Raw genomic sequence first — 19,415 nt, 5'->3', positions numbered from 1 at the left:
ACACAATAGGAGGCGGGCTCCGGACAGAGGTCCGGAGCCCGCCTGCTGAGATGCTGCGCCCGATAGGCGATACGGATTACCTGCGCGCGTACTCCGGCTCCGCCGCGTCACTCTGGTCGAGCGGCTGAGCCCCGCCGCGGGCCTTGAGGACGTACCAGCCGATCACCAGGCAGACGGCCCACCCGGCGCCGACGTACAGGGAGACCCGGCCGTCCTTGTCGTAGGCGACCAGACAGGTCACGAACAGCAGGAAGACCACCGCCACCCAGCTGAAGACCGAGCCGCCGGGAGCCGGGAAGGACGAGGCGGGCAGCCGGCCGGCGCGGAACGCGCGGCGGTACCGGATGTGGGCGAACAGGATCATCAGCCAGGTCCAGATGCCGCAGGCCGTGGACACCGAGGTGACGTAGGTGAACGCCTTCTCGGGGACGACGTAGTTGAGGAGCACGCCGATAGCCATGAAGAGGACGGAGAAGGTGATGCCGATGGCCGGGGACTTGCGGAGGTTGAGCCGGGCGAAGATCCTCGGCCCCTCACCGCTGGTCGCCAGGTCGCGCAGCATCCGGCCGGTGGAGTACATGCCGGAGTTACAGGAGGACAGGGCCGCGGTCAGGACGACAAAGTTGACGATACCGGCGGCGAGGGGGATGCCGATCTTGGAGAAGCCGTGTACGAAGGGGCTCTCGCCGGCCGAGAACTCGGTCCACTTGACGACGGCGAGCAGCACCGTCAGGGCGCCGACGTAGAAGATGATGATGCGCCACGGCAGCGTGTTGATCGCCTTGGGCAGGGTCTTCTCCGGGTCCTCGGACTCGCTCGCGGTGACGCCGACGAGCTCGACGGCGATGTAGGCGAACATCACGCCCTGGAGGGTCATCAGGCTGTCGCCGATGCCGTTGGGGAAGAACCCGCCATGGGACCAGAGGTTCGAGGCGGCGGCGGTGTCACCCGCGTCGGAGAAACCGAGGGTGAGCACACCGAGGCCGATCACGATCATGCCGATGATCGCGGTGACCTTGACCATCGAGAACCAGAACTCGACCTCACCGAAGACCTTGACCGAGATCAGGTTGACCCCGAAGAGCACCACCAGGAAGACCAGGGCGCTGACCCACTGCGGGATCGAGGGGAACCAGAAGTTGATGTAGATGGCGGCGGCCGTGAGCTCGGCCATGCCGGTCACCACCCACAGCAGCCAATAGGTCCAGCCGGTCACATAGCCGAAGAACGGGCCCAGGAACTCCCGGATGTATTCCGCGAAGGAGCCCGTGGACCGCCGGTAGAGGAGCAGCTCACCGAGCGCTCTCATGATAAAGAAGACGACCACACCCGCGAGGGCGTACATCAGGATGATGCTCGGGCCGGCCTTGGCGATGTTCGCCCCGGCACCCATGAACAGGCCGACGCCGATGGCGCCGCCGATAGCGATCATCTGGACCTGGCGACTGCCCAGGCCGCGCTCATAGCCCTCTTCAGGAGCCGCTGAGGTCATATTGCTGCGCCTTTCTCCCTGTGGCGGCTGGCTGCGATCGTGAAGATTTACCACGACCGTCACGCTGATCCACTGCGCCGGCTGTGGTGCACACCACAGGAAGAAGCGGACAAAGGTTATGCCGTGCAACAAAGTTAACGATCGCAGTGATGCGATCGTTATCCGGAGTTGAGCATCCTCTAAACGAACACTCAGTAATTACCGGAGGGAATCATTCCGGCATGAGGGTCTCGATCAGGGTCTCCTGGAGCCCGCCGAGCCAGAAGTACGCCATCACCATCGGCTTGCGCGGATCGGAGTCCGGCAGCCCCAGCAGCTCACCGCCGTCGTCCTCGTCGGTGACCTCCAGCCGGGTGCCGATGGCCAGCCGCAGGTCGTTGAGCGCGCCCAGCCACTGCCCGGACTTCTCCGGCGCCAGCTCCAGCACCCCCGGGGCCCCGCCCGAGGAGCCGGAACCCAGCGCGCCCAGGTCGCGCACCACCGTCAGGGCGTCGTCGCGCTTGCGCGCCCGCAGGTCGTTCTCGGTGAAGCGGCGGAACTCCGCGGACGCCTCCCGCGCCTCCTTCTCCTCCCGCGCCCCGAGCTCCCGGTCCGGCGGGGAGTAGGCGTCCGGGAAGAGCCGGGCGAGCGCCGGATCCTCCGGCGGCTTGCTGGGGCCCTCCGCGAAGAGCGCGGCCAGGGGGTCCTCATCCCCGGCGGGCTGGTCCCCCGGGCCGATCAGCTCGGCGAGCTGCATGGCCAGGCTGCGCAGGATGGAGATCTCCACCTCGTCCAGGGCGATGGCGGCGCCACCGCCCGGCAACGGCTCGAAACGTCCCGACATCAGCGCTCCTGCTGGAGGGTCGCCCACAGGCCGTAGCCGTGCATCGCCTGCACGTCGCGCTCCATCTCCTCGCGGGTGCCGCTCGAGACGATCGCGCGGCCCTTGTGGTGGACGTCGAGCATCAAACGGTTGGCCTTGTCCTTGGAGTAGCCGAAGTAGCTCTGGAAGACGTAGGTCACATAGCTCATGAGATTGACGGGGTCGTTGTGGACCACCGTCACCCAGGGAACGTCGGGTTCCGGCACCGACGAGGGTGCTTCACGGGATTCGGGACGTTCGATCTCCACGGGCGCGACACTCACACGTCCCATGCTGCCACCCGGCACGGGCCGTCGCCTAAACCGGCACCCATATCTCGTCACTCTGACGAGTACGGGAGGTAGCATCGTCAACCATGGACACTGCGGACTTGGGACTGCCGGTGGACGTGCCGTCGACCGCACTCTTCACCGACCGGTACGAACTCACCATGCTTCAGGCCGCGCTGCGGGCGGGCACCGCCGACCGCCGCTCGGTCTTCGAGGTCTTCACCAGGCGCCTCCCCGAGGGTCGGCGCTACGGCGTCGTGGCGGGCACCGGCCGGGTGCTGGACGCCGTCGAGAACTTCCGCTTCGACGCCGACGTGCTGGACTTCCTCGCCCAGCAGCGGATCGTGGACGAGCCCACGCTCGGCTGGCTCGCCGACTACCGCTTCCGCGGCGACATCTGGGGCTACCCCGAGGGCGAGGTCTACTTCCCCGGCTCGCCGATCATCCGGGTGGAGGGCACCTTCGCCGAGGCGGTGCTGCTGGAGACGGTCATCCTCTCCATCCTCAACCACGACTCCGCGGTGGCCGCCGCCGCGTCCCGGATGTCCACCGCCGCCGGCGACCGGCCGCTCATCGAGATGGGCGCCCGCCGCACCCATGAGCTGGCCGCCGTGGCCGCCGCCCGCGCCGCCTACGTCGGCGGCTTCACCACCACCTCCGACCTCGCGGCCGGATTCCGCTACAACATCCCCACCGTGGGCACCAGCGCCCACGCCTTCACCCTGCTGCACGACAGCGAGCGGGACGCCTTCACGGCACAGGTCCAGGCGCACGGCAGCGACACCACCCTGCTCGTGGACACCTATGACGTCGCCGAGGCGGTGCGCGCCGCCGTGGAGGTGGCCGGCAAGGACCTGGGCGCCGTAAGGATCGACTCCGGTGATCTGCTGCTGCTCGCCCACCGGGTGCGCCAGCAGCTGGACGAGCTGGGCGCCAAGAACACCAAGATCGTGGTGACCAGCGACCTCGACGAGTACGCGATCGCCTCGCTGGCCGCGGCCCCCGTGGACGCGTACGGGGTCGGCACCCAGCTGGTCACCGGCAGCGGCCACCCGACCAGCTCGATGGTCTACAAGCTGGTGGCGCGGGCGGTTTCGGACGACGCGGACGCGCCGCTGCTGCCGGTGGCCAAGAAGTCCATGGGCGCCAAGACCTCGGTGGGTGGCCGCAAATGGGCCGCGCGGCGGGTGGACGAGCACGGTGTGGCCGAGGCCGAGGTGATCGGCACCGGCGAGGTCCCCGAGGAGCTGGTGAACCATCAACTGCTGGTGGAGCTGGTGCGCGGGGGCGAGATAGTGGCCCGCGAGCCGCTGGACGCGGCGCGGGACCGGCATATCGCGGCGCGGGCCGGGCTGCCGCTGTCGGCCACCCAGCTCTCGCGCGGGGAGCCGGTCCTGCCCACCGAGTACGCGCGGGCCTGAGGCGAGCGGGTCATGAACGGGAACACGGGCCACGCCCACTGCCGCAATCGACGTGGAGTGTCTACCCTCGGTGACATGCACCGGGCACTGATCGTCGTCGACGTCCAGAACGACTTCTGCGAGGGCGGAAGCCTCGCGGTGACGGGGGGCGCGGACGTCGCCGCCGCGATCACCGATCTGATCGGGGAGGCCACGCCCGGTTACCGGCATGTGGTCGCCACCCGTGATCACCACATCGATCCGGGCGATCACTTCTCGGAGAACCCGGACTACGAGCACACCTGGCCGGTGCACTGTGTCGCGGGCACCGAGGGCGTCGGATTCCACCCGAACTTCGCGCCCGCCGTCGCCTCCGGCGCGATCGACGCGGTCTTCGACAAGGGCGCGTACACGGGGGCGTACAGCGGTTTCGAGGGCGCCGACGAGAACGGCACCCCGCTCGCCCAGTGGCTGCGCGAGCGGGAGGTGACCGAGGTGGACGTGGTGGGCATCGCCACCGACCACTGCGTGCGGGCCACAGCGCTGGACGCGCGCCGCGAGGGGTTCGCGACGCATGTCCTGCTGGACCTGACCGCGGGCGTCTCCCCGGGCACGACCGAGCGCGCCCTGGGGGAGCTGCGGACGGCCGGGGTCGAGCTCAGCGGCAAGCCGGTCGTCTGAGGGCGCCGGAGGCGCTCACAGCGCCTCCCAGCCCCCTTCCCGACGGCCCCCGGCGGGAAGGCCGGCCGGACCTCGACCGGCCGGCCTCCCCGGCCCCGGGGAGGGGAACAGCCCGCCGCGGGCGTCAAGATCCCTCGGACACCCCTACGAGGCCGGGGCCGGTGGTCTGAGGAGGGCGGCCATGGGGTGCCAGAGCTCCCCTCCGTGGTCCGGCGCGGTGCGCCAGACCACCCCGTCGGGATGGTGGAGCACCGCCGTCACCTCGTCGGGTGTCGGCGGCGCGGTGTTGCCGCGCAGATAGACAGCGCGAAGCCCGAGATTGCGGAGCCTGGTCAGGGCTCGCTGGCGGTTCGCGGCGTGTACCAGTACGCGGACGCCGCCCTCGCCCAGCGGGCGCGGCAGCGTCAGTGCCACCACCACACTGCCGCCCGGCAGCTTGGTAAATCCTCCGTCGGCCATTGCGGTCATGTCCCCCGTGAGACGTCGTGTCAACAAGAAGGTCTAAGGGGCATCTAAACGTGAACGGCCGTCGCCCGCTAGGGGGCGACGGCCGCTACCGCTCTGACCTGCGAAAACGCAGACTGGTGTGGATCTAGGAGGCGGACGGTCCGACCTGGACGGTCATCGTCGAGCCACCCGGGAGCTCCTTGAGGATCTTGATCCGGGTATTGGTGTCAGCAGTCTCCACACTGCCGGTCGGGTTGTTCTTGTCCCAGTACGTACCCTTGTGGTCGTCGAAGACCGGGATGCCCGGCTTCGGCTTCACCTTGGCGGCCTTGCCGTCGTTGTGCAGCGTGAAGCCGTCCGAGGGGAGCCGGCTGAAGGGCGAGTCGTACGCCTGGATCCGGTTGCGCATCAGCGCGCCGTCCGCCCACTTCTCGGCCGCGGGGTGCGCGTCGACCGGCAGGATCAGACCGCTGCCCGGGTGGACGCCGACGTTGTTGTCCGGCTGCGAGGTGTCCCACTGCCAGATCAGCAGCCCGTTCTGGTACGGGAAGTGCTCGACCCAGTTGGGGCGACTGGAGGCCCACCCGAAGTTGTACGGCCCGGTCTTGAGGGTGGTGTCGTACGACACGTACTGGCGGTTCTCGGCCAGGTAGTACTGCGGGTAGTCCTTGGTGAAGGAGCCGCCGATGCGCGAGAAGCCGTTAGCGGTCCAGCCGTTGTCGTCGCCCTCGGCGCCGTCGCTGAAGACCGGGGCGCCGTCCGCGGTCAGGGTGATCGCGTCGGCCGCGAAGCCCTTCTGCGCCACACCGCCGTCGGTCTGGTAGCGGAAGCGCAGGTCGATCTTCTTGCCCGCGTAGGCGTCCAGCGGGAAGGAGAGCTTCTTGTACGCGCCGGAGGTGCCGGTCAGCGCGGGCTTGTCACCGGCGTCGCGCGGGATGGCCTTGCCGTCCGCGGTGCCGTCGACGGGCGTCCAGTTGGCGCCGCCGTCCGTGGAGACCTCGGCGTAGAGGTAGTCGTAGTTCTCCTCGATGTCCCACCAGCCCTGGAGGTCCAGGCCGGCCTTGGACTTACCCGTGAGGTCCACGGACCGGGTCAGGGTGTTCTTGAGGTCGTCACCCATTCCGCTCCACCACTGCTTGGAGCCCTCGGCGGGGGCGACCACCTCGGTGGTGACGGCCTTGGCGGGCAGCTCGACCACCAGCGCCTGCTTGTTCTTGGTGTTGTACTCGGCCACCCCGAGGGTGTGGGTGGACTTCTTACCGGCCTTGGCCGAGGCGTAGTTCAGCCAGCCCAGCTGGAGCTTGTCCCAGGCGTTCATGTCGCCGGGCAGATCGCCGATGGCGTCCTTACCGGTGCCGAGCCAGGATCCCGCGGACATCAGCGACCAGTAGGCGACGGACGACTCCCCCTTGCCGGTGGTGTCGTACTCGTCCGGCAGGCCCAGGTCATGGCCGTACTCATGAGCGAAGACGCCGAGGCCGCCGTTCTCCGGCTGCATGGTGTAGTCGCCGACCCAGATGCCGGTGTCGCCGATCTGCGTACCGCCCGACTTGTTCTCGCCGGGGCCGGTCTTGCCCGCGTCGGTGCCGTACGCGTACCAGCGGTGCGCCCAGATGGCGTTCTCGCCCTGGACCCCGCCGCCCGCGGACTCGTCCTCACCGGCGTGGACGATCTGGAAGTGGTCGATGTAGCCGTCGGGCTCGTTGAAGTTGCCGTCGGCGTCGTAGTCGTAGCGGTCCCACTGGTCGTACTTGGCCAGGTCCGCCTTGATCTGCGCGTCGGTGCGGCCGGCCGCCTTCTGGTCCTTGGCCCACTGGTTGACGCCGTCGCGGATCAGGTCCCAGGCGTTGGCGCAGTTGGTGTCGCCGCAGTAGTTGGAGCCGTAGCGGGCCTCGTTCCAGCCGACCTTGACCCAGTCGGAGACCTCGCCGTCCACCGAGTAGCGGCCCGAGGACTGCTTCTCGTAGTACTTCTTCAGGGACTCCTTCTTCTTGTCCTTGGAGAAGTAGAGGTCCTGGAAGTGCTGGCGGTTGTAGTCCTTCTGCCAGGCCGTGCTGTTGTCGTCGGCGCGGTCCGGCCGGCCTATGGTGTTGTGCGCCGGGCCCGGGTCGCCGCCGTACTTCTTCACCGGCGGCTTGGGGCCGTCCCCGTCCGGGTCGTACGTGGTGGTGTCGTCCACCTTGTCGCCGAACTCGACCAGGATGGTGAAGATCTTGTCGGTCTTCTCCCGGGCCAGCTCGACGTACTTGCCCTTGCCGAGCTTCACGACCTTGGACGCCCCGCGCGTGGTCGCCTTGGTGTCGCCGGAGATGACCTGACGCAGCGCCTCCTGGCGCTGCGCTTCCCGCTGCTTGCTGTAGGGACCTTCGAGGTCGTGCTGGACATCCGTCTTCGCGGGCGCCGGATCATGGCGCTCGACACGCGTAGACGGTGCGTCCGCCTGGGCCATGCCGGTCGATAGTGCCGCCGCTCCGAGCGCGGCCACCACTGTGGCTATGGCGGCCGATCTGGCCGCCCTCCGTTGGCTGTTCACTCGCTCAGTCCTCCCCTTTCCACACCAGTGCCGGACATTTGACCGGAGTGGCAGGCGAAAAGACAGACCTTGACTTGGGCTGACGAGACAAGTACGTTCTGCGATCCCGACGTTCCGTTTAACGGACAGCAACGGGCGTGCCATGCACGCCGGTTGGCACACCCGATGATTCCGTGCGCCCCCTGTGCAACGGCGTCGTGGGTGAGGTCACGCTTACTTCCGTTCCCCACGGGCATGCAGGACCGTAGAGTCAGGACTGACGGTGCACTTCAGCCTGACTCATGCCCCCTGCATATCGCCCCCGAGGACGGATCCCGCCATGCCGCGTCCGACTCCTGCACAGCTTGCCTATGGTTCGGCCACCGTCGTTCTCTCGACCTTCGCCATGCTGCTGCTCTCCCAGACCCGATCGGGGCTCGGGGTGGCGGTGGTGACCGTGGTCGGGCTGGTTCTCGGGCTCCTCGTCGCCGTCACCGTGCCGGTGGCCCGGGCGTCCCGCCCCGGCCGCACCGTCCGCACCAGCCGCCCCGTGGCGGGATCCGGACCGGCCGACCCGGCGCGGGCGCACACCCGGGCGCACGCCGACTCACTGCACGGCTGACCCACTCACTGCACGGCTGACACCACGACGGTCCGCGCGGCCTTGTCGTGCAGACAGCGCTGGAACGGCTTGTCCCACAGCAGTGAGGCCGAGTTGACCAGCCAGAAGACCGTGCCGACCAGCAGCGGGATGAGCATCCCCGGCAGGACGTAGACCGCCGCGCGGACCCAGCCCTGACCGGCCGGCACATTCCCGTCGGACAGCATCGCCACCCGGATGCGCAGTGCCTTCTTGCCGAGCGTCTGTCCGCTGCGGGCCAGCATGACGCCCTCGTAGCCGAAGTAGAGCGCCATCGTGATGATGAGCGCGAGGGTCACCTTGCCGATGTCCTGCTCGCCCGGGTGGTCCATCGTGTACTGGAGCGCGCCGGTCGCCGTGAGCGCCACCGTCCAGATCGCGCCGAGGATGACGATGTCGATGAGCCGGGCGGTGAAGCGCTGACCAGGGGTGGCCAGCGGGGGCATCCCTGGGGGGATCACAGGCGGGGGCGAGGACAGCGGGTCGGGGGCCATGCCCCCGATTACATCAGCGCTCCCGGGGGACCGGAAGCTCAGGGTGGCTCCTCCGGAAGCTCAGGGTGGCTCCTCGGGGGTCTCCGGGTGGCTCCTCCGGGGCCTCCGGGTGGCTCCTCGGGCGCTGAGCGGATCGGCGGAAGTCGGCTGCGGTCCGGTGCGCCCCGAAGAGGCGCGGGGCTGTGTCGATATGCGGCTCCGCCGCGCGGGCGCGACCGGCCACGACGGCGCCGCGGACGACCGACGGCAGGGCAGGGCACGTCCAGCGGAGCGCTCAGCGCACGGCCGAGACCACCAGCGTCTTGGCCGCCTTGTCGTGCAGGCACTGCCGGTATGGCCGGTCCCAGGTGCACCACAACACATTGATCAGCCAGAAGAGGAAGCCGCAGCAGGGCACGATCTCGGGCAGGGCGTACACCCCGGCGCGCAGCCAGCCCGCTTGGCCGGTCGGCGGCCGGCCGTTCTCCAGCATGGCGACCCGGATGTTCATCGCCTTCTTGCCGACGGTCTGGCCGTCCCGGGTCAGCATCAGCCCCTCGTAGAGGAAGTAGACCAGGACGTAGACCAGCGTGACGGTGGTCGAACGCGCACTGCCCTCGATCGGGTCATAGCTCCCCGCGATCGCGGTCACGACGAGCCCGACCGGGATGCCGATGAGCAGCGCGTCGATGATCCGGGCGATCAGACGGCGGCCGAGGTGCGCGAGCGGGGGCGTCCCGGCGTACGGCTCGGGCCCCGCGGTGTGCTCCCCGTAGTCCCCGTGGTCCCCATGCGGGGAGCCGTTCGCACGCGGTTGTTTCGCGAACGGATCGCTGCTGTCCCGGTCCCGGGGCTCATCGGGCCCGGGCGGCGGCTGATCGGTGCTCATGGCCCGAGTCGACCCCGGAGCCGGGACGGCCGCATCCGGCGCGCCCCGTTCGGGCGATCGGGATCGTCCATCCGCCGCAGCCGGGGCGGATGTCCGGTTCGGCGGCGGGCGGCCCGGTCGGCCGACGCCTCAGTCGGCCGACGCCTCAGTCGGCCGACGCGACGAAGGTGCGGGCCGCCTTGTCGTGCCAGCACTGCCGCCACGGGCGGTCGAACAGGCACCACAGCACGTTCAGCACGCCGATGACGAGCAGCCCCAGCACCGAGTAGACCAGCCAGCGGCGCAGCGCGGCGCCGAAGGACGGGGTGTCGTGCTCCTCGATGTCCAGCACCCGCACCCCGCACAGCCTCTTGCCGAGCGTGCGGCCCCACTTGGCGGTCGGCAGCGTCTCCAGGACGACGCCGAGGACGAGCAGCAGACCGAGGACGATGCCCAGATAGCCACTGGTGGTGCCGTCCAGGAAGTAGACCGTGACGGTCTCGCCGCTCTGCTTGGCCGCCTCGACCTTCTCGTCGATGTGGTCGCTCGCCTTGCTCCACAGCGGGAACGCGACGGCGCCGACGACGCCGAGCAGCACGACCGAGTCGATCAGCCGGGCGGCGAGGCGGCGGCCGAGCGAGGCGGGCCGCCCCTCGGCCTGGGCGGCCAGGAGGAAGGGGTTGTCGACAGGCGGCTTCCAGGGGATGACGCCCTCGGGCGCGCCCGGCCCCGCGCCGTGCGGGGCCGCGCCGTGCGGGGCCGCCTGGGGGGCCGCCTGGGGAGTGTGCGGCGCGGCCTGCGGCGGGCCGGGCTGCTGGGCGAACTGCCCCTGCGGCTGCCAGGCCGGGCCACCGCCCTGGGCGGGGATACCGCCGAAGGGCTGTTGGGGCTGATGCGGCTGCGGGGGCCGCTGGGGCTGCTGTGTCTGCGAGGGCCGCTGGGGCTGGTGCGGGGGCTGGGCCGGGGGCGCGGCCTCGGCGCCCTTGCGTGCGCCGCCGCGGCCGATCGCCCGGATCGCCATCGTCCCGTCGTCCCGGCCGGCCGCCTGGCCCCGGCCCTGGCCCCGGTTCTGGTCCTGCCCCTGGCCCTGGCCCTGGCCGGTCGTGGGTGCCGCTCCGCCGCCGCGCCCCACCGTGCGGAACGTCATCGTCCCGTCGCCCGCCGGGGCCGGGGTCCCGCCCTCGTCCGCCGGGGGCAGCTCCGGGGCCCGGCGGACGGGCGGCAGGGCCTGCGTCGAGCGGTCCGTCGTACGTCCGCTCCCGCCCGCGCGCATGGTCAGCGTGCCGTCATCGCGCCCGGCGTCCTCACCCGGGCCCGGGCGCCGCGGGTCGGGCACGCCGGGCCACTGCCCGCCACCGGCTTGTCCGCCACCAGACTGCCCGGCACCGGCCTGGGGGTCGCCGGAGGCGTCCGGCTCCGCTCCCCAGGAGATCCGGCGGTCCTGCTCACCGCCGAATCCGCCCTGCTGGGCGGCGTCCGCCTGCCAGGCCGTACCGGCGTCGGGGCGGGTGCCGTGCAGCCGCTGGGGATCGTTCCAGTCCACGGACGCCGGGACCCCGCCGGGCGGCACCGGCTGGGCCCCCATGCCACCGCCCGCCGCCTCGGGCGGCCCGCCCGCGCCCCGGACGTCCATCTCGGCGCTCCGGCGCAGCTCGGGCAGCGCGCTGCCGGTCTCCTCGGCGGCCCGCGGCACCGGGTCCTCGTCCAGGAACATCGGGCCCGTCTCGTCCGGCGGCGGGCTGATCACCTGGGTGTGGGTGACCCCGGGCGGCGGCGCGGGCATGGCCTCGCCCTCGGCCGGGGCGGGACGGCTGGTGCCGGGCACCCAGGCGGCGCCGTTCCAGTAACGGATGTAGCCAGGGATGGACGGATCAGGATAAAAACCAGGAATGGAGCTGCCGTCCGCGGATCCTGAGGTAGGGGCGCTCATGATCTCCGATGTCCCATATCTGCTCGGCCGTGCTGTACTGCGCTGCGCCTTTGCGGTGCCTCGCGGTGAGGGGGTGGGGCGTAAGCAGTTTGCCGTACAGGAGCCGCAGTGCAACCCGGAGCGCGCGGTCAAGGTCTATCAGACCGGCCCACCGGCACCAGCCCACCGCTCCCGCCACCACTCTCCCGTGCGAGCGCCACGAAGCCGTACGAGCGGCGGCGGCCCGCATGGCCCCGCCCGGCCTAGGTTCAGCAGACCTACTTTGGCACGCTCAGATGCCTTTTCCATTGCCAATACTGGAACCCATGGACCGCAACACCGAGCTCAGTGAGTTCCTGCGGAGCCGCAGGGCACGGCTGAGCCCCGGCGACGCGGGCGTGAGCGTGAGCAACGACAGCCCCCGTCGGGTGCCGGGGCTGCGCCGCGAGGAGCTGGCGCAGCTGGCAGGCGTGAGCACGGACTACTACACGCGTCTGGAACAGGGCCGTCACCTCAATGTGTCGGAGACGGTGCTGGACGCCGTGGCCCGCGCCCTCCAGCTCAACGAAACCGAACGTGCGTACCTCTTCGAGCTGACCCGGCCACGCCCCCGGCGCACGGTGCGCCGCCGGCCGCCCCGCCCCCAGCGGGTGCGGCCCGGGGTGCACGCGCTGCTGCGCATGCTGGACGGGGTCTCACCGGCCTTCGTCCTCGGGCGCAGGGGCGATGTCCTGGCCTCCAACCAGCTGGCCCGCGCGCTGATCATCGACTTCGAGGCGCTCCCGTACCACGAGCGGAACATGGCCCGTTTCATGTTCCTCGACGAGGCGGCCCGTTCGCTGTGGCCGGAGTGGGAGACGGTCGCGGCGGAGATGGTGGCGTCCCTCCGGCTGGAGGCCGGGCGCCATCCCGACGATCCCCGGCTGACCGAGCTCGTGGGCGAGCTCACCATCAAGAGCCCTGAGTTCCGCACCTGGTGGGCCGACCACAACGTGCGGGAGAAGACCCACGGCGTCAAGCTCTACCACCATCCGGTGGTCGGGGACATGACGCTGGCCTACGAGAACGTGACCGTGCCCGGCGATCCCGACCAGGCCCTGTGCATCTACACGGTCGAGCCCGGCTCCCCCTCCGAGGCGGCCCTGCGGCTGCTGGCGAGCTGGACCGCGACTCCCTCGGCCGATCCTTCCGCGCCCTCGTCCGAAGCGCGTCCTCCGGGGGGACCGTCCTCCGACGTCTCCCCCTGATCCCACCCCTTTCCACCGCACACCCCTCCCCTTCCCCCGCACACCCTGCCCCCTTCCCCCTCCTTACCTCCGCCTTCCCTTCACCCATCCCCTTTTTCCTAGTTCGTTCGTCACAGGGAGACACGTCTATGACCACCAGCGTCACCGCCTACGCAGCCCCCGCTCCGAAGGCCCCGCTGGAAAGGACCACCGTCGAGCGCCGCGCCCTGCGCGAGCACGACGTGCTGATCGAGATCGCCTACGCCGGTATCTGCCACTCCGACATCCACCAGGCCCGCGAGGAGTGGGGCACCGCCCTCTTCCCGATGGTGCCCGGCCATGAGATCGCCGGTGTGGTCGCCGAGGTCGGCTCCGCCGTGACCAAGTACGCCATCGGCGACCGGGTCGGCGTGGGCTGCTTCGTCGACTCCTGCCGCGAGTGCGAGAACTGCCTCGCGGGCGAGGAGCAGTACTGCCTCAAGGGCGAGGTGCCCACGTACAACGGCAACGAGTACGACGGCGCCCCCACCTACGGCGGCTACAGCACCCATATCGTGGTGGACGAGAACTACGTACTGCGCATCCCCGAGGGGATCTCGCTGGACGTGGCCGCCCCGCTGCTGTGCGCCGGGATCACCCTCTACTCCCCGCTGGCCCACTGGAACGCCGGTCCCGGCAAGAAGGTCGCCATCGTGGGCCTCGGCGGCCTCGGCCACATGGGCGTGAAGATCGCCCATGCGATGGGCGCCGAGGTGACGGTGCTGAGCCAGACGCTCCGCAAGAAGGACGACGGATTGCGGCTGGGCGCCGACCACTTCTACGCCACCGGCGACGAGTCCACCTTCACCGAGCTGGCGGGCACCTTCGACCTGATCGTCAACACGACCTCGGCGAACCTCCCGCTGGACGGCTATCTGTCGCTGCTGAAGCTGGACGGCACGCTGGTGCACGTGGGCGCGCCGGAGAACCCCAGCGCGTTCAACCAGTTCTCGCTGATCATGGGCCGGAAGTCGATGGCCGGATCCAAGATCGGCGGCATCCGGCAGACCCAGGAGATGCTCGACTTCTGCGCCGAGCACGGGCTCGGCGCGGAGATCGAGCTGATCGACGGCGAGCGGATCAACGAGGCCTACGACCGCGTCGTGAGCAGCGATGTGCGCTACCGCTTCGTGATCGACATCGCCTCGCTCAAGGCGTGATCGGCCACTCAGGCGTGATCAGCCGCTGAGACCGAGGCCGTCCGGACCACCCCCGGGTCCGGGCGGCCTCACCATGAGCCAGGCCCTCAGAACAGCTTGCCGGGGTTGAGCAGGCCCAGCGGGTCGAAGACCTGCTTGATACCGCGCTGCAGCTCCACCCCCACCGGGCCGAGTTCACGCGCCAGCCACTCCCGCTTGAGGACGCCGACGCCGTGCTCCCCGGTGATGGTCCCGCCGAGCTCGAGGCCCAGCGCCATGATCTCGTCGAACGACTCCCGGGCGCGGCGGGACTCATCGGGGTCGGCGGGGTCGAAGCACACCGTCGGATGGGTGTTGCCGTCCCCGGCGTGGGCCACGACACCGATCGTGAGGGCGTGCTTCTCGGCGATGGCTGCCGTGCCGTCGATCATCTCGGCGAGCCGGGAGCGGGGCACACAGACGTCGTCGATCATGGTGACGCCCTTGACCGCCTCCAGCGCCGGAAGCGTCATCCGGCGGGCCTGGAGCAGCATGTCGGACTCGGCGGCGTCCTCGGCCGGGACCACCTCCGTGGCACCGGCCGCCGTGCACAGCTCGGCCACGGCGGCGAGGTCGGGGGCCGGGTCCGGGGTGTCGAAGGCCGCCATCAGCAGGGCCTCGGTGGACTCCGGGAGCCCCATGTTCCCCATCGCGTTGACCGCGCGGACGCTCGTACGGTCCATCAGCTCCAGCAGCGAGGGGGCGTGGCCGCGCTCCATGATCCGGCAGATGGCGTCGCAGGCGGACGCGGTGGAGGGGAACTCGGCGGCGAGCACGAGCTGTTCGAGCGGGGCGGGCTTGAGGGCGAGGACCGCGCGGACGACGATGCCGAGGCTGCCCTCGGAGCCGACGAAGAGCCGGGTCAGGTCGTAGCCCGCGACGCCCTTGGCGGTGCGGCGGCCGGTCTTCAGCAGCCGGCCGTCGGCGAGGACCACATCGAGCCCGAGGACGTATTCGGCGGTGACGCCGTACTTCACACAGCACAGCCCGCCGGACGCGGTGCCGATGTTGCCGCCGATCGTGCACTGCTCCCAGCTGGAGGGGTCCGGCGGATAGTAGAGGCCCTTCTCCATGACCGCGCGGGACAGGGTCGCGTTGATCACGCCCGGTTCGACGACCGCGATCCGGTCCACCGGGTTGATCTCCAGGATCCGGTCCATCTTGACCAGGGACAGCACGACGCAGCCGTCGGACGCGTTGGCCGCGCCCGACAGCCCGGTGCGCGCGCCCTGGGGCACGATCGGGACGCGCAGCGCGGTGGCGGTTCGGCACACGTGCCGCACCTGCTCCACCGTGCGCGGGAGAACGACCACGGCGGGCGCGCCCGCCTCGCAGAAGCTCGCCATGTCATTGGCGTAGGCCCCGGTCACATCGGGGTCGGCGAGCACCGCCTCCTCGGGGAGGCCCTCCCGCAGCAGCTCGATGAGGTCCGTCATATCTCCAGACTCGCACCCGGGAAGCGCCCGGGGAAGATCGCTGCAGCGGACGGATGACCACGAGGAGGGCCTTGAGGAGCGCCTTGAGCAGCCCCTTGAGGAGGCCCGCGAGCAGGGCCGTACGGTACGGACCCTACTGCGCCTTGTAGTAGACGCTGACCTTACGGTCCCCGGCGGCGCCCGAGGCGAAGCCCATGCACAGCCGGCGGGGGCTGGACAGCTGGACGGCCATCCCCTCGGGCTCGCGGTAGCTCAGCGAGTAGGCGGCCTCGGTGCGGGCGCGCTGGACGAGCTCGCCGGTGCGCAGATCGACGCAGGAGACGTAGGTGTTGCCGTGGCCGGAGGGCGGGTTGGCGCCGTCCTCGCCGGTGTAGGCAGTGCCGGTCAGCTGGTACACGTAGTCGCCGAGGACCGTGAAGCCCTGGAAGACCTCGCCGTCCTCGACACCGGTCTGGGGTATGTCGTCGTACACCGCGGTGTAGTCACCCGCGCTGACCCCGGACAGGCTCATCAGCCGGTAGCGGACCTCGCCGTCGAGGCGGTAGCGCAGCAGCAGCCGGCGGTTGAGCATGTCGACGGCGGGCTGATTGCTGGTGGAGCCCGCCACCGGGCGGTGCTTGACCAGCGAGGACGAACCGGACGACAGCACGGTGCCATCGGCGAACTTGAAGCGGCTGATGGCGCGGCCGTAGCCGGAGTCGGGGTTGGCGTCCGACTCGGTCCACAGATAGGCCGTGGAGCCGACCGGCTCACAGCCCATGGCGACGCCGTGCCCGAACCCCTTGAGGTACATCGAGCCCAGCTCCGCCCCGGCCAGGGACAGCTTGGTGACGCACAGATCGCCGTGGGCGGCGCGGTCGGCGCCGGAGACGGGGGCGGACTCCCCGCTGAGCCGGATCCCGCCCTCCATCAGCTGGATCGTGTAGACGTGCCCGCCCACGTCGTCGAACGCGAAGGACTGCAGCACGGTGGAGTTGTGCGGGGTCTTCTCGCGGATCAGCTGGGTGGAGGGCACCGACAGGTCGAACCGGCCGCCCGCCACGGTGGTGGCCCCCGCGCGGGCGGCGAAGGCACCGAGCGCGCCGGCCGCGGCGACTCCCCCGCCGAGGGTGAACCTACGCCTGGTCAAACGGCCCGCAGTGTACTTTTCCGTGTGCATTGATACTCAACAACTCCCATGTGATCACGCCGTGTTGGAGTGAACAGATCGCCGTGAGTGTAGACGGTGAGAAAGCGCTCCCATTCAGGTGTTCGCTTTTTCTGGCACCAGCGGCGCAGGGGCACGGGAGTGCGGTCAGAGGTCAGAGGTTGCCGCGCTTGGCCTGCTCGCGCTCGATCGCCTCGAACAGCGCCTTGAAGTTGCCCTTGCCGAAGCCCATCGAGCCATGCCGCTCGATCAGTTCGAAGAAGACGGTCGGCCGGTCCTGGACCGGCTTGGTGAAGATCTGGAGCAGATAGCCGTCCTCGTCCCGGTCGGCGAGGATCTTCAGCTCACGGAGAGTCTCCAGCGGGACGCGGGTGTCGCCGACCCACTCCCCCAGGGTGTCGTAGTACGAGTCCGGCGCGTCCAGGAAGCTCACGCCGGCCGCGCGCATCGCCTGCACGGTGGCGACGATGTCGTTGGTGGCGAGCGCGATGTGCTGGACGCCGGGGCCGCCGTAGAACTCCAGATACTCGTCGATCTGGGACTTCTTCTTGCCGACCGCGGGCTCGTTGAGCGGGAACTTCACCTTGCGGGTGCCGTCGGCCACGACCTTCGACATCAGCGCGGAGTACTCGGTGGCGATGTCGTCGCCCACGAACTCCTTCATGTTGGTGAAGCCCATGACGTTGTTGTAGAACCCGACCCACTCGTCCATCCGGCCGAGCTCGACATTGCCCACGCAGTGGTCGATGGCCTGGAAGTTACGGCGCGCCGGCGGGGCGACGATCGGCTCGGCCTCGGCGTAGCCGGGGAGGTACGGGCCGAAGTAGCCGGTGCGCTCGACGAGGGTGTGGCGGGTGTCGCCGTAGGTGCGGATCGAGGCCATGACCACCGTGCCGTGCTCGTCCTTGACCTCGTGCGGCTCCTCGATCCCGGTGGCGCCGTGCTCGATGGCGTACGCGTACGCGGCGCGCGCGTCCGGCACCTCGACCGCGAGGTCGATCACCCCGTCGCCGTGCTCCGCGACATGCCCGGACAGGAAGCGGCCCCAGGCGCTCACCGGTTTGATGACGGAGGTGAACACGAAGCGGGCGCTGCCCGAGACGAGGACGTAACTGGCCGTCTCCCGGCTGCCGTTCTCCGGGCCGGAGTAGGCGACGAGCTTCATGCCGAAGGCGGTGGCGTAGTAGTGCGCGGCCTGCTTGGCGTTGCCGACGGCGAAGACGACCGCGTCCATCCCCTTCACGGGGAACGGGTCGGCGTGCCGTGCGTCCCCCTGCTGCAGCATCTCTGTCGTCTCAGTCATACTTCGAAGCGTCCCTCGGTGACTCAAGGTGCGCAACACTCCGCGAAATCGCTGATCAGTGTGTATAGCCGCAGCCGCGTTTGGCAGCGCATCCTGTACAGGGTGACTACCGTCACAGAGGACACCTGGAGAGAAGCCCGGGACCTGGAGGGGGACCGCATGGGAATCGACGGGCTCGACGCCCGCCTGATCGAGCTGCTCGCCGAGGAGCCACGGATAGGGGTACTGGAGGCGTCACGCCGCCTCGGTGTCGCCCGAGGCACGGCGCAGGCGAGGCTGGACCGGCTGCGGGCGCAGGGGGTGATCCGGGGCTTCGGCCCCGAGGTGGACCCGGCGGCACTCGGCTACCCGGTCACCGCCTTCGCGACACTGGAGATCGAGCAGGGGCAGGGGCCGGACGTACGGGCCCATCTGGCGACCGTTCCGGAGGTGCTGGAACTGCACACCACCACGGGCCACGGGGACATGCTGTGCCGACTGGTGGCCCGCTCCAACGCCGACCTCCAGCGGGTGATCGACCTGGTGGTGGGGTTCGGGGGGATCGTCCGGGCCTCGACGGCGATCGTGATGGAGAACCCGGTGCCGCTGCGGATCATTCCGCTGGTGCGGCAGGCGGCTCGGGACTGAATCGGATCCAAAGACTCCGTTGCAAAGAAAGTGTTGCAACTAAGTCTTTGCATGCTTAGGCTGCGGCGCATGGCAGAGAACGAACAGCCCGCGTCCGACGAAGTACGGGTGCTCGACCCACGCACCCTGCGCGGGCTCGCGCATCCACTGCGGATGCGCCTGCTCGGTGCGCTGCGCGAGTACGGACCGGCCACCGCGTCCCAACTGGCCGACAGATTGGGGGAGTCCAGCGGCGCCACGAGCTACCATCTGCGTCAGCTGGCCACCTATGGCTTCGTCGAGGACGACCCGGCGCGGGGCAAGGGGCGGGAGCGGTGGTGGAAGGCGGCGCACAGGGGTACGCGCTGGAACGCCGACAAGTTCCTGGCCCACCCCGACCCGGCCGTACGGGGGGCGGTGAACACCGTGCTGCACGAGGTGGCCACCCAGCACACGGAGCAGATGTCCACCTGGCTGGGCACTCTGCACGGCTGGTCGGAGAAGTGGGTGGCAGCCTCGGACATGAGCGACTTCCACCTTCGTCTCACCCCCGAACTCGCCCGCGAAATGCGCGACAAGGTGCACGAACTGATCGAGAGCTACCGCGAGAAGGAGGTGGACCGGGACACCGAGGGCTCCGCCCCGTACCGCGTCCATCTGCACGCCTTCCCGCGCGACGAGGACTGACCGATCCCTGGGGGGAACCCACACATGTACGGCGACGAGATCCATCTGTGGCTGCACCACATACGCGCCGAGCGGCTGCGTGACGAGGCCCGCGCGGCGTCCCCGCCCCACCGCCGCTCCCGCCCCGCCCGCGCCCGGGTGCTGCGCGCCCGGGTCGGCTGGACGCTGGTGGAGGTCGGGCTGCGGCTGGCCACGCCGCGGCTGCCGCGATCCGGTCTGACCGCCCGGTTCGACCACTGA

General features: G+C 70.0%; 19 protein-coding genes. 8 read left to right on the top strand and 11 right to left on the bottom strand.

What is annotated here, in order from left to right; translation table 11 throughout:
- Positions 1-76: 76 nt before the first annotated feature.
- The 3 genes from ACMTAK_RS30945 to clpS all read right to left on the bottom strand — a co-directional run bounded on the left by ACMTAK_RS30945 (position 77) and on the right by clpS (position 2,626).
- Entirely contained in the window at positions 77-1,492 is a 1,416-nt protein-coding gene (locus tag ACMTAK_RS30945) for an amino acid permease (protein WP_413809212.1), read from the bottom strand.
- A 211-nt stretch (positions 1,493-1,703) separates the two neighbouring features.
- Positions 1,704-2,315 (bottom strand): DUF2017 domain-containing protein, encoded by a 612-nt coding sequence (locus tag ACMTAK_RS30940; protein ID WP_413809211.1) that lies wholly within the window; start codon positions 2,313-2,315, stop codon positions 1,704-1,706.
- The gene (gene clpS / locus ACMTAK_RS30935; RefSeq protein ID WP_037962133.1) at positions 2,315-2,626 is read right to left on the bottom strand and encodes an ATP-dependent Clp protease adapter ClpS; all 312 of its coding nucleotides are present in this window, start codon (positions 2,624-2,626) and stop codon (positions 2,315-2,317) included. Before clpS ends, ACMTAK_RS30940 begins: the two co-directional genes overlap by 1 nt.
- A gap of 83 nt (positions 2,627-2,709) precedes the next feature.
- Here clpS and ACMTAK_RS30930 point away from each other — a divergent pair, with 83 nt between their 5' ends.
- Entirely contained in the window at positions 2,710-4,044 is a 1,335-nt protein-coding gene (locus ACMTAK_RS30930) for a nicotinate phosphoribosyltransferase (protein WP_413809210.1), read from the top strand.
- A gap of 75 nt (positions 4,045-4,119) precedes the next feature.
- Complete coding sequence (gene pncA / locus ACMTAK_RS30925; protein ID WP_413809209.1) at positions 4,120-4,704, top strand: pyrazinamidase PncA; 585 nt, start codon at positions 4,120-4,122, stop codon at positions 4,702-4,704.
- Positions 4,705-4,848: 144 nt separating this feature from the next.
- Here pncA and ACMTAK_RS30920 read toward each other — a convergent pair whose 3' ends face one another.
- Together ACMTAK_RS30920 and ACMTAK_RS30915 are read right to left on the bottom strand one after the other, a co-directional pair.
- Positions 4,849-5,163: a hypothetical protein gene (locus ACMTAK_RS30920; RefSeq protein ID WP_413813043.1), complete on the bottom strand. Its 315-nt coding sequence runs from the start codon at positions 5,161-5,163 to the stop codon at positions 4,849-4,851.
- Between the two features lie 133 nt (positions 5,164-5,296).
- Complete coding sequence (locus tag ACMTAK_RS30915; protein WP_413809208.1) at positions 5,297-7,684, bottom strand: immune inhibitor A domain-containing protein; 2,388 nt, start codon at positions 7,682-7,684, stop codon at positions 5,297-5,299.
- A 319-nt stretch (positions 7,685-8,003) separates the two neighbouring features.
- Between ACMTAK_RS30915 and ACMTAK_RS30910 the strand changes: the two genes are divergently transcribed.
- Positions 8,004-8,285, top strand: coding sequence for a hypothetical protein (locus ACMTAK_RS30910; protein ID WP_413809207.1), 282 nt, complete (start codon positions 8,004-8,006; stop codon positions 8,283-8,285).
- Between the two features lie 5 nt (positions 8,286-8,290).
- Here ACMTAK_RS30910 and ACMTAK_RS30905 read toward each other — a convergent pair whose 3' ends face one another.
- The 3 genes from ACMTAK_RS30905 to ACMTAK_RS30895 all read right to left on the bottom strand — a co-directional run bounded on the left by ACMTAK_RS30905 (position 8,291) and on the right by ACMTAK_RS30895 (position 11,574).
- Entirely contained in the window at positions 8,291-8,797 is a 507-nt protein-coding gene (locus ACMTAK_RS30905; RefSeq protein WP_413809206.1) for an RDD family protein, read from the bottom strand.
- A 274-nt stretch (positions 8,798-9,071) separates the two neighbouring features.
- Positions 9,072-9,665 carry an RDD family protein gene (locus tag ACMTAK_RS30900; RefSeq protein ID WP_413809205.1) on the bottom strand — a complete coding sequence of 198 codons (594 nt, stop codon included), beginning with the start codon at positions 9,663-9,665 and terminating at the stop codon, positions 9,072-9,074.
- 145 nt (positions 9,666-9,810) lie between these two features.
- Positions 9,811-11,574 (bottom strand): RDD family protein, encoded by a 1,764-nt coding sequence (locus ACMTAK_RS30895; protein ID WP_413809204.1) that lies wholly within the window; start codon positions 11,572-11,574, stop codon positions 9,811-9,813.
- Between the two features lie 305 nt (positions 11,575-11,879).
- On the opposite strand from ACMTAK_RS30895, the gene ACMTAK_RS30890 reads away from it, so the two are divergent.
- Positions 11,880-12,800: a helix-turn-helix transcriptional regulator gene (locus ACMTAK_RS30890; RefSeq protein WP_413809203.1), complete on the top strand. Its 921-nt coding sequence runs from the start codon at positions 11,880-11,882 to the stop codon at positions 12,798-12,800.
- Positions 12,801-12,928: 128 nt separating this feature from the next.
- The gene (locus ACMTAK_RS30885; protein ID WP_413809202.1) at positions 12,929-13,978 is read left to right on the top strand and encodes an NAD(P)-dependent alcohol dehydrogenase; all 1,050 of its coding nucleotides are present in this window, start codon (positions 12,929-12,931) and stop codon (positions 13,976-13,978) included.
- A gap of 86 nt (positions 13,979-14,064) precedes the next feature.
- On the opposite strand, the gene ACMTAK_RS30880 is transcribed toward ACMTAK_RS30885, so the two are convergent.
- From ACMTAK_RS30880 to hppD, 3 genes are all read right to left on the bottom strand, one after another.
- Positions 14,065-15,432, bottom strand: coding sequence for an FAD-binding oxidoreductase (locus ACMTAK_RS30880; protein ID WP_413809201.1), 1,368 nt, complete (start codon positions 15,430-15,432; stop codon positions 14,065-14,067).
- A gap of 133 nt (positions 15,433-15,565) precedes the next feature.
- The gene (locus tag ACMTAK_RS30875; RefSeq protein ID WP_413809200.1) at positions 15,566-16,561 is read right to left on the bottom strand and encodes a phage baseplate protein; all 996 of its coding nucleotides are present in this window, start codon (positions 16,559-16,561) and stop codon (positions 15,566-15,568) included.
- 172 nt (positions 16,562-16,733) lie between these two features.
- The gene (gene hppD, locus ACMTAK_RS30870) at positions 16,734-17,882 is read right to left on the bottom strand and encodes a 4-hydroxyphenylpyruvate dioxygenase (protein ID WP_413809199.1); all 1,149 of its coding nucleotides are present in this window, start codon (positions 17,880-17,882) and stop codon (positions 16,734-16,736) included.
- A 159-nt stretch (positions 17,883-18,041) separates the two neighbouring features.
- Between hppD and ACMTAK_RS30865 the strand changes: the two genes are divergently transcribed.
- The 3 genes from ACMTAK_RS30865 to ACMTAK_RS30855 all read left to right on the top strand — a co-directional run bounded on the left by ACMTAK_RS30865 (position 18,042) and on the right by ACMTAK_RS30855 (position 19,415).
- On the top strand, positions 18,042-18,509 hold the full coding sequence (locus tag ACMTAK_RS30865; protein ID WP_020870947.1) for an Lrp/AsnC family transcriptional regulator: 468 nt from the start codon (positions 18,042-18,044) through the stop codon (positions 18,507-18,509).
- 69 nt (positions 18,510-18,578) lie between these two features.
- Positions 18,579-19,175 (top strand): ArsR/SmtB family transcription factor, encoded by a 597-nt coding sequence (locus ACMTAK_RS30860; RefSeq protein WP_413809198.1) that lies wholly within the window; start codon positions 18,579-18,581, stop codon positions 19,173-19,175.
- A gap of 24 nt (positions 19,176-19,199) precedes the next feature.
- On the top strand, positions 19,200-19,415 hold the full coding sequence (locus ACMTAK_RS30855; protein WP_413809197.1) for a hypothetical protein: 216 nt from the start codon (positions 19,200-19,202) through the stop codon (positions 19,413-19,415).

The organism is Streptomyces lacaronensis (assembly GCF_047337785.1).
GTDB lineage: Bacteria > Actinomycetota > Actinomycetes > Streptomycetales > Streptomycetaceae > Streptomyces > Streptomyces lycopersici.
The sequence above is the reverse complement of the archived record's forward strand: the minus strand, read 5'-3'. Positions and strand labels throughout refer to the sequence as shown.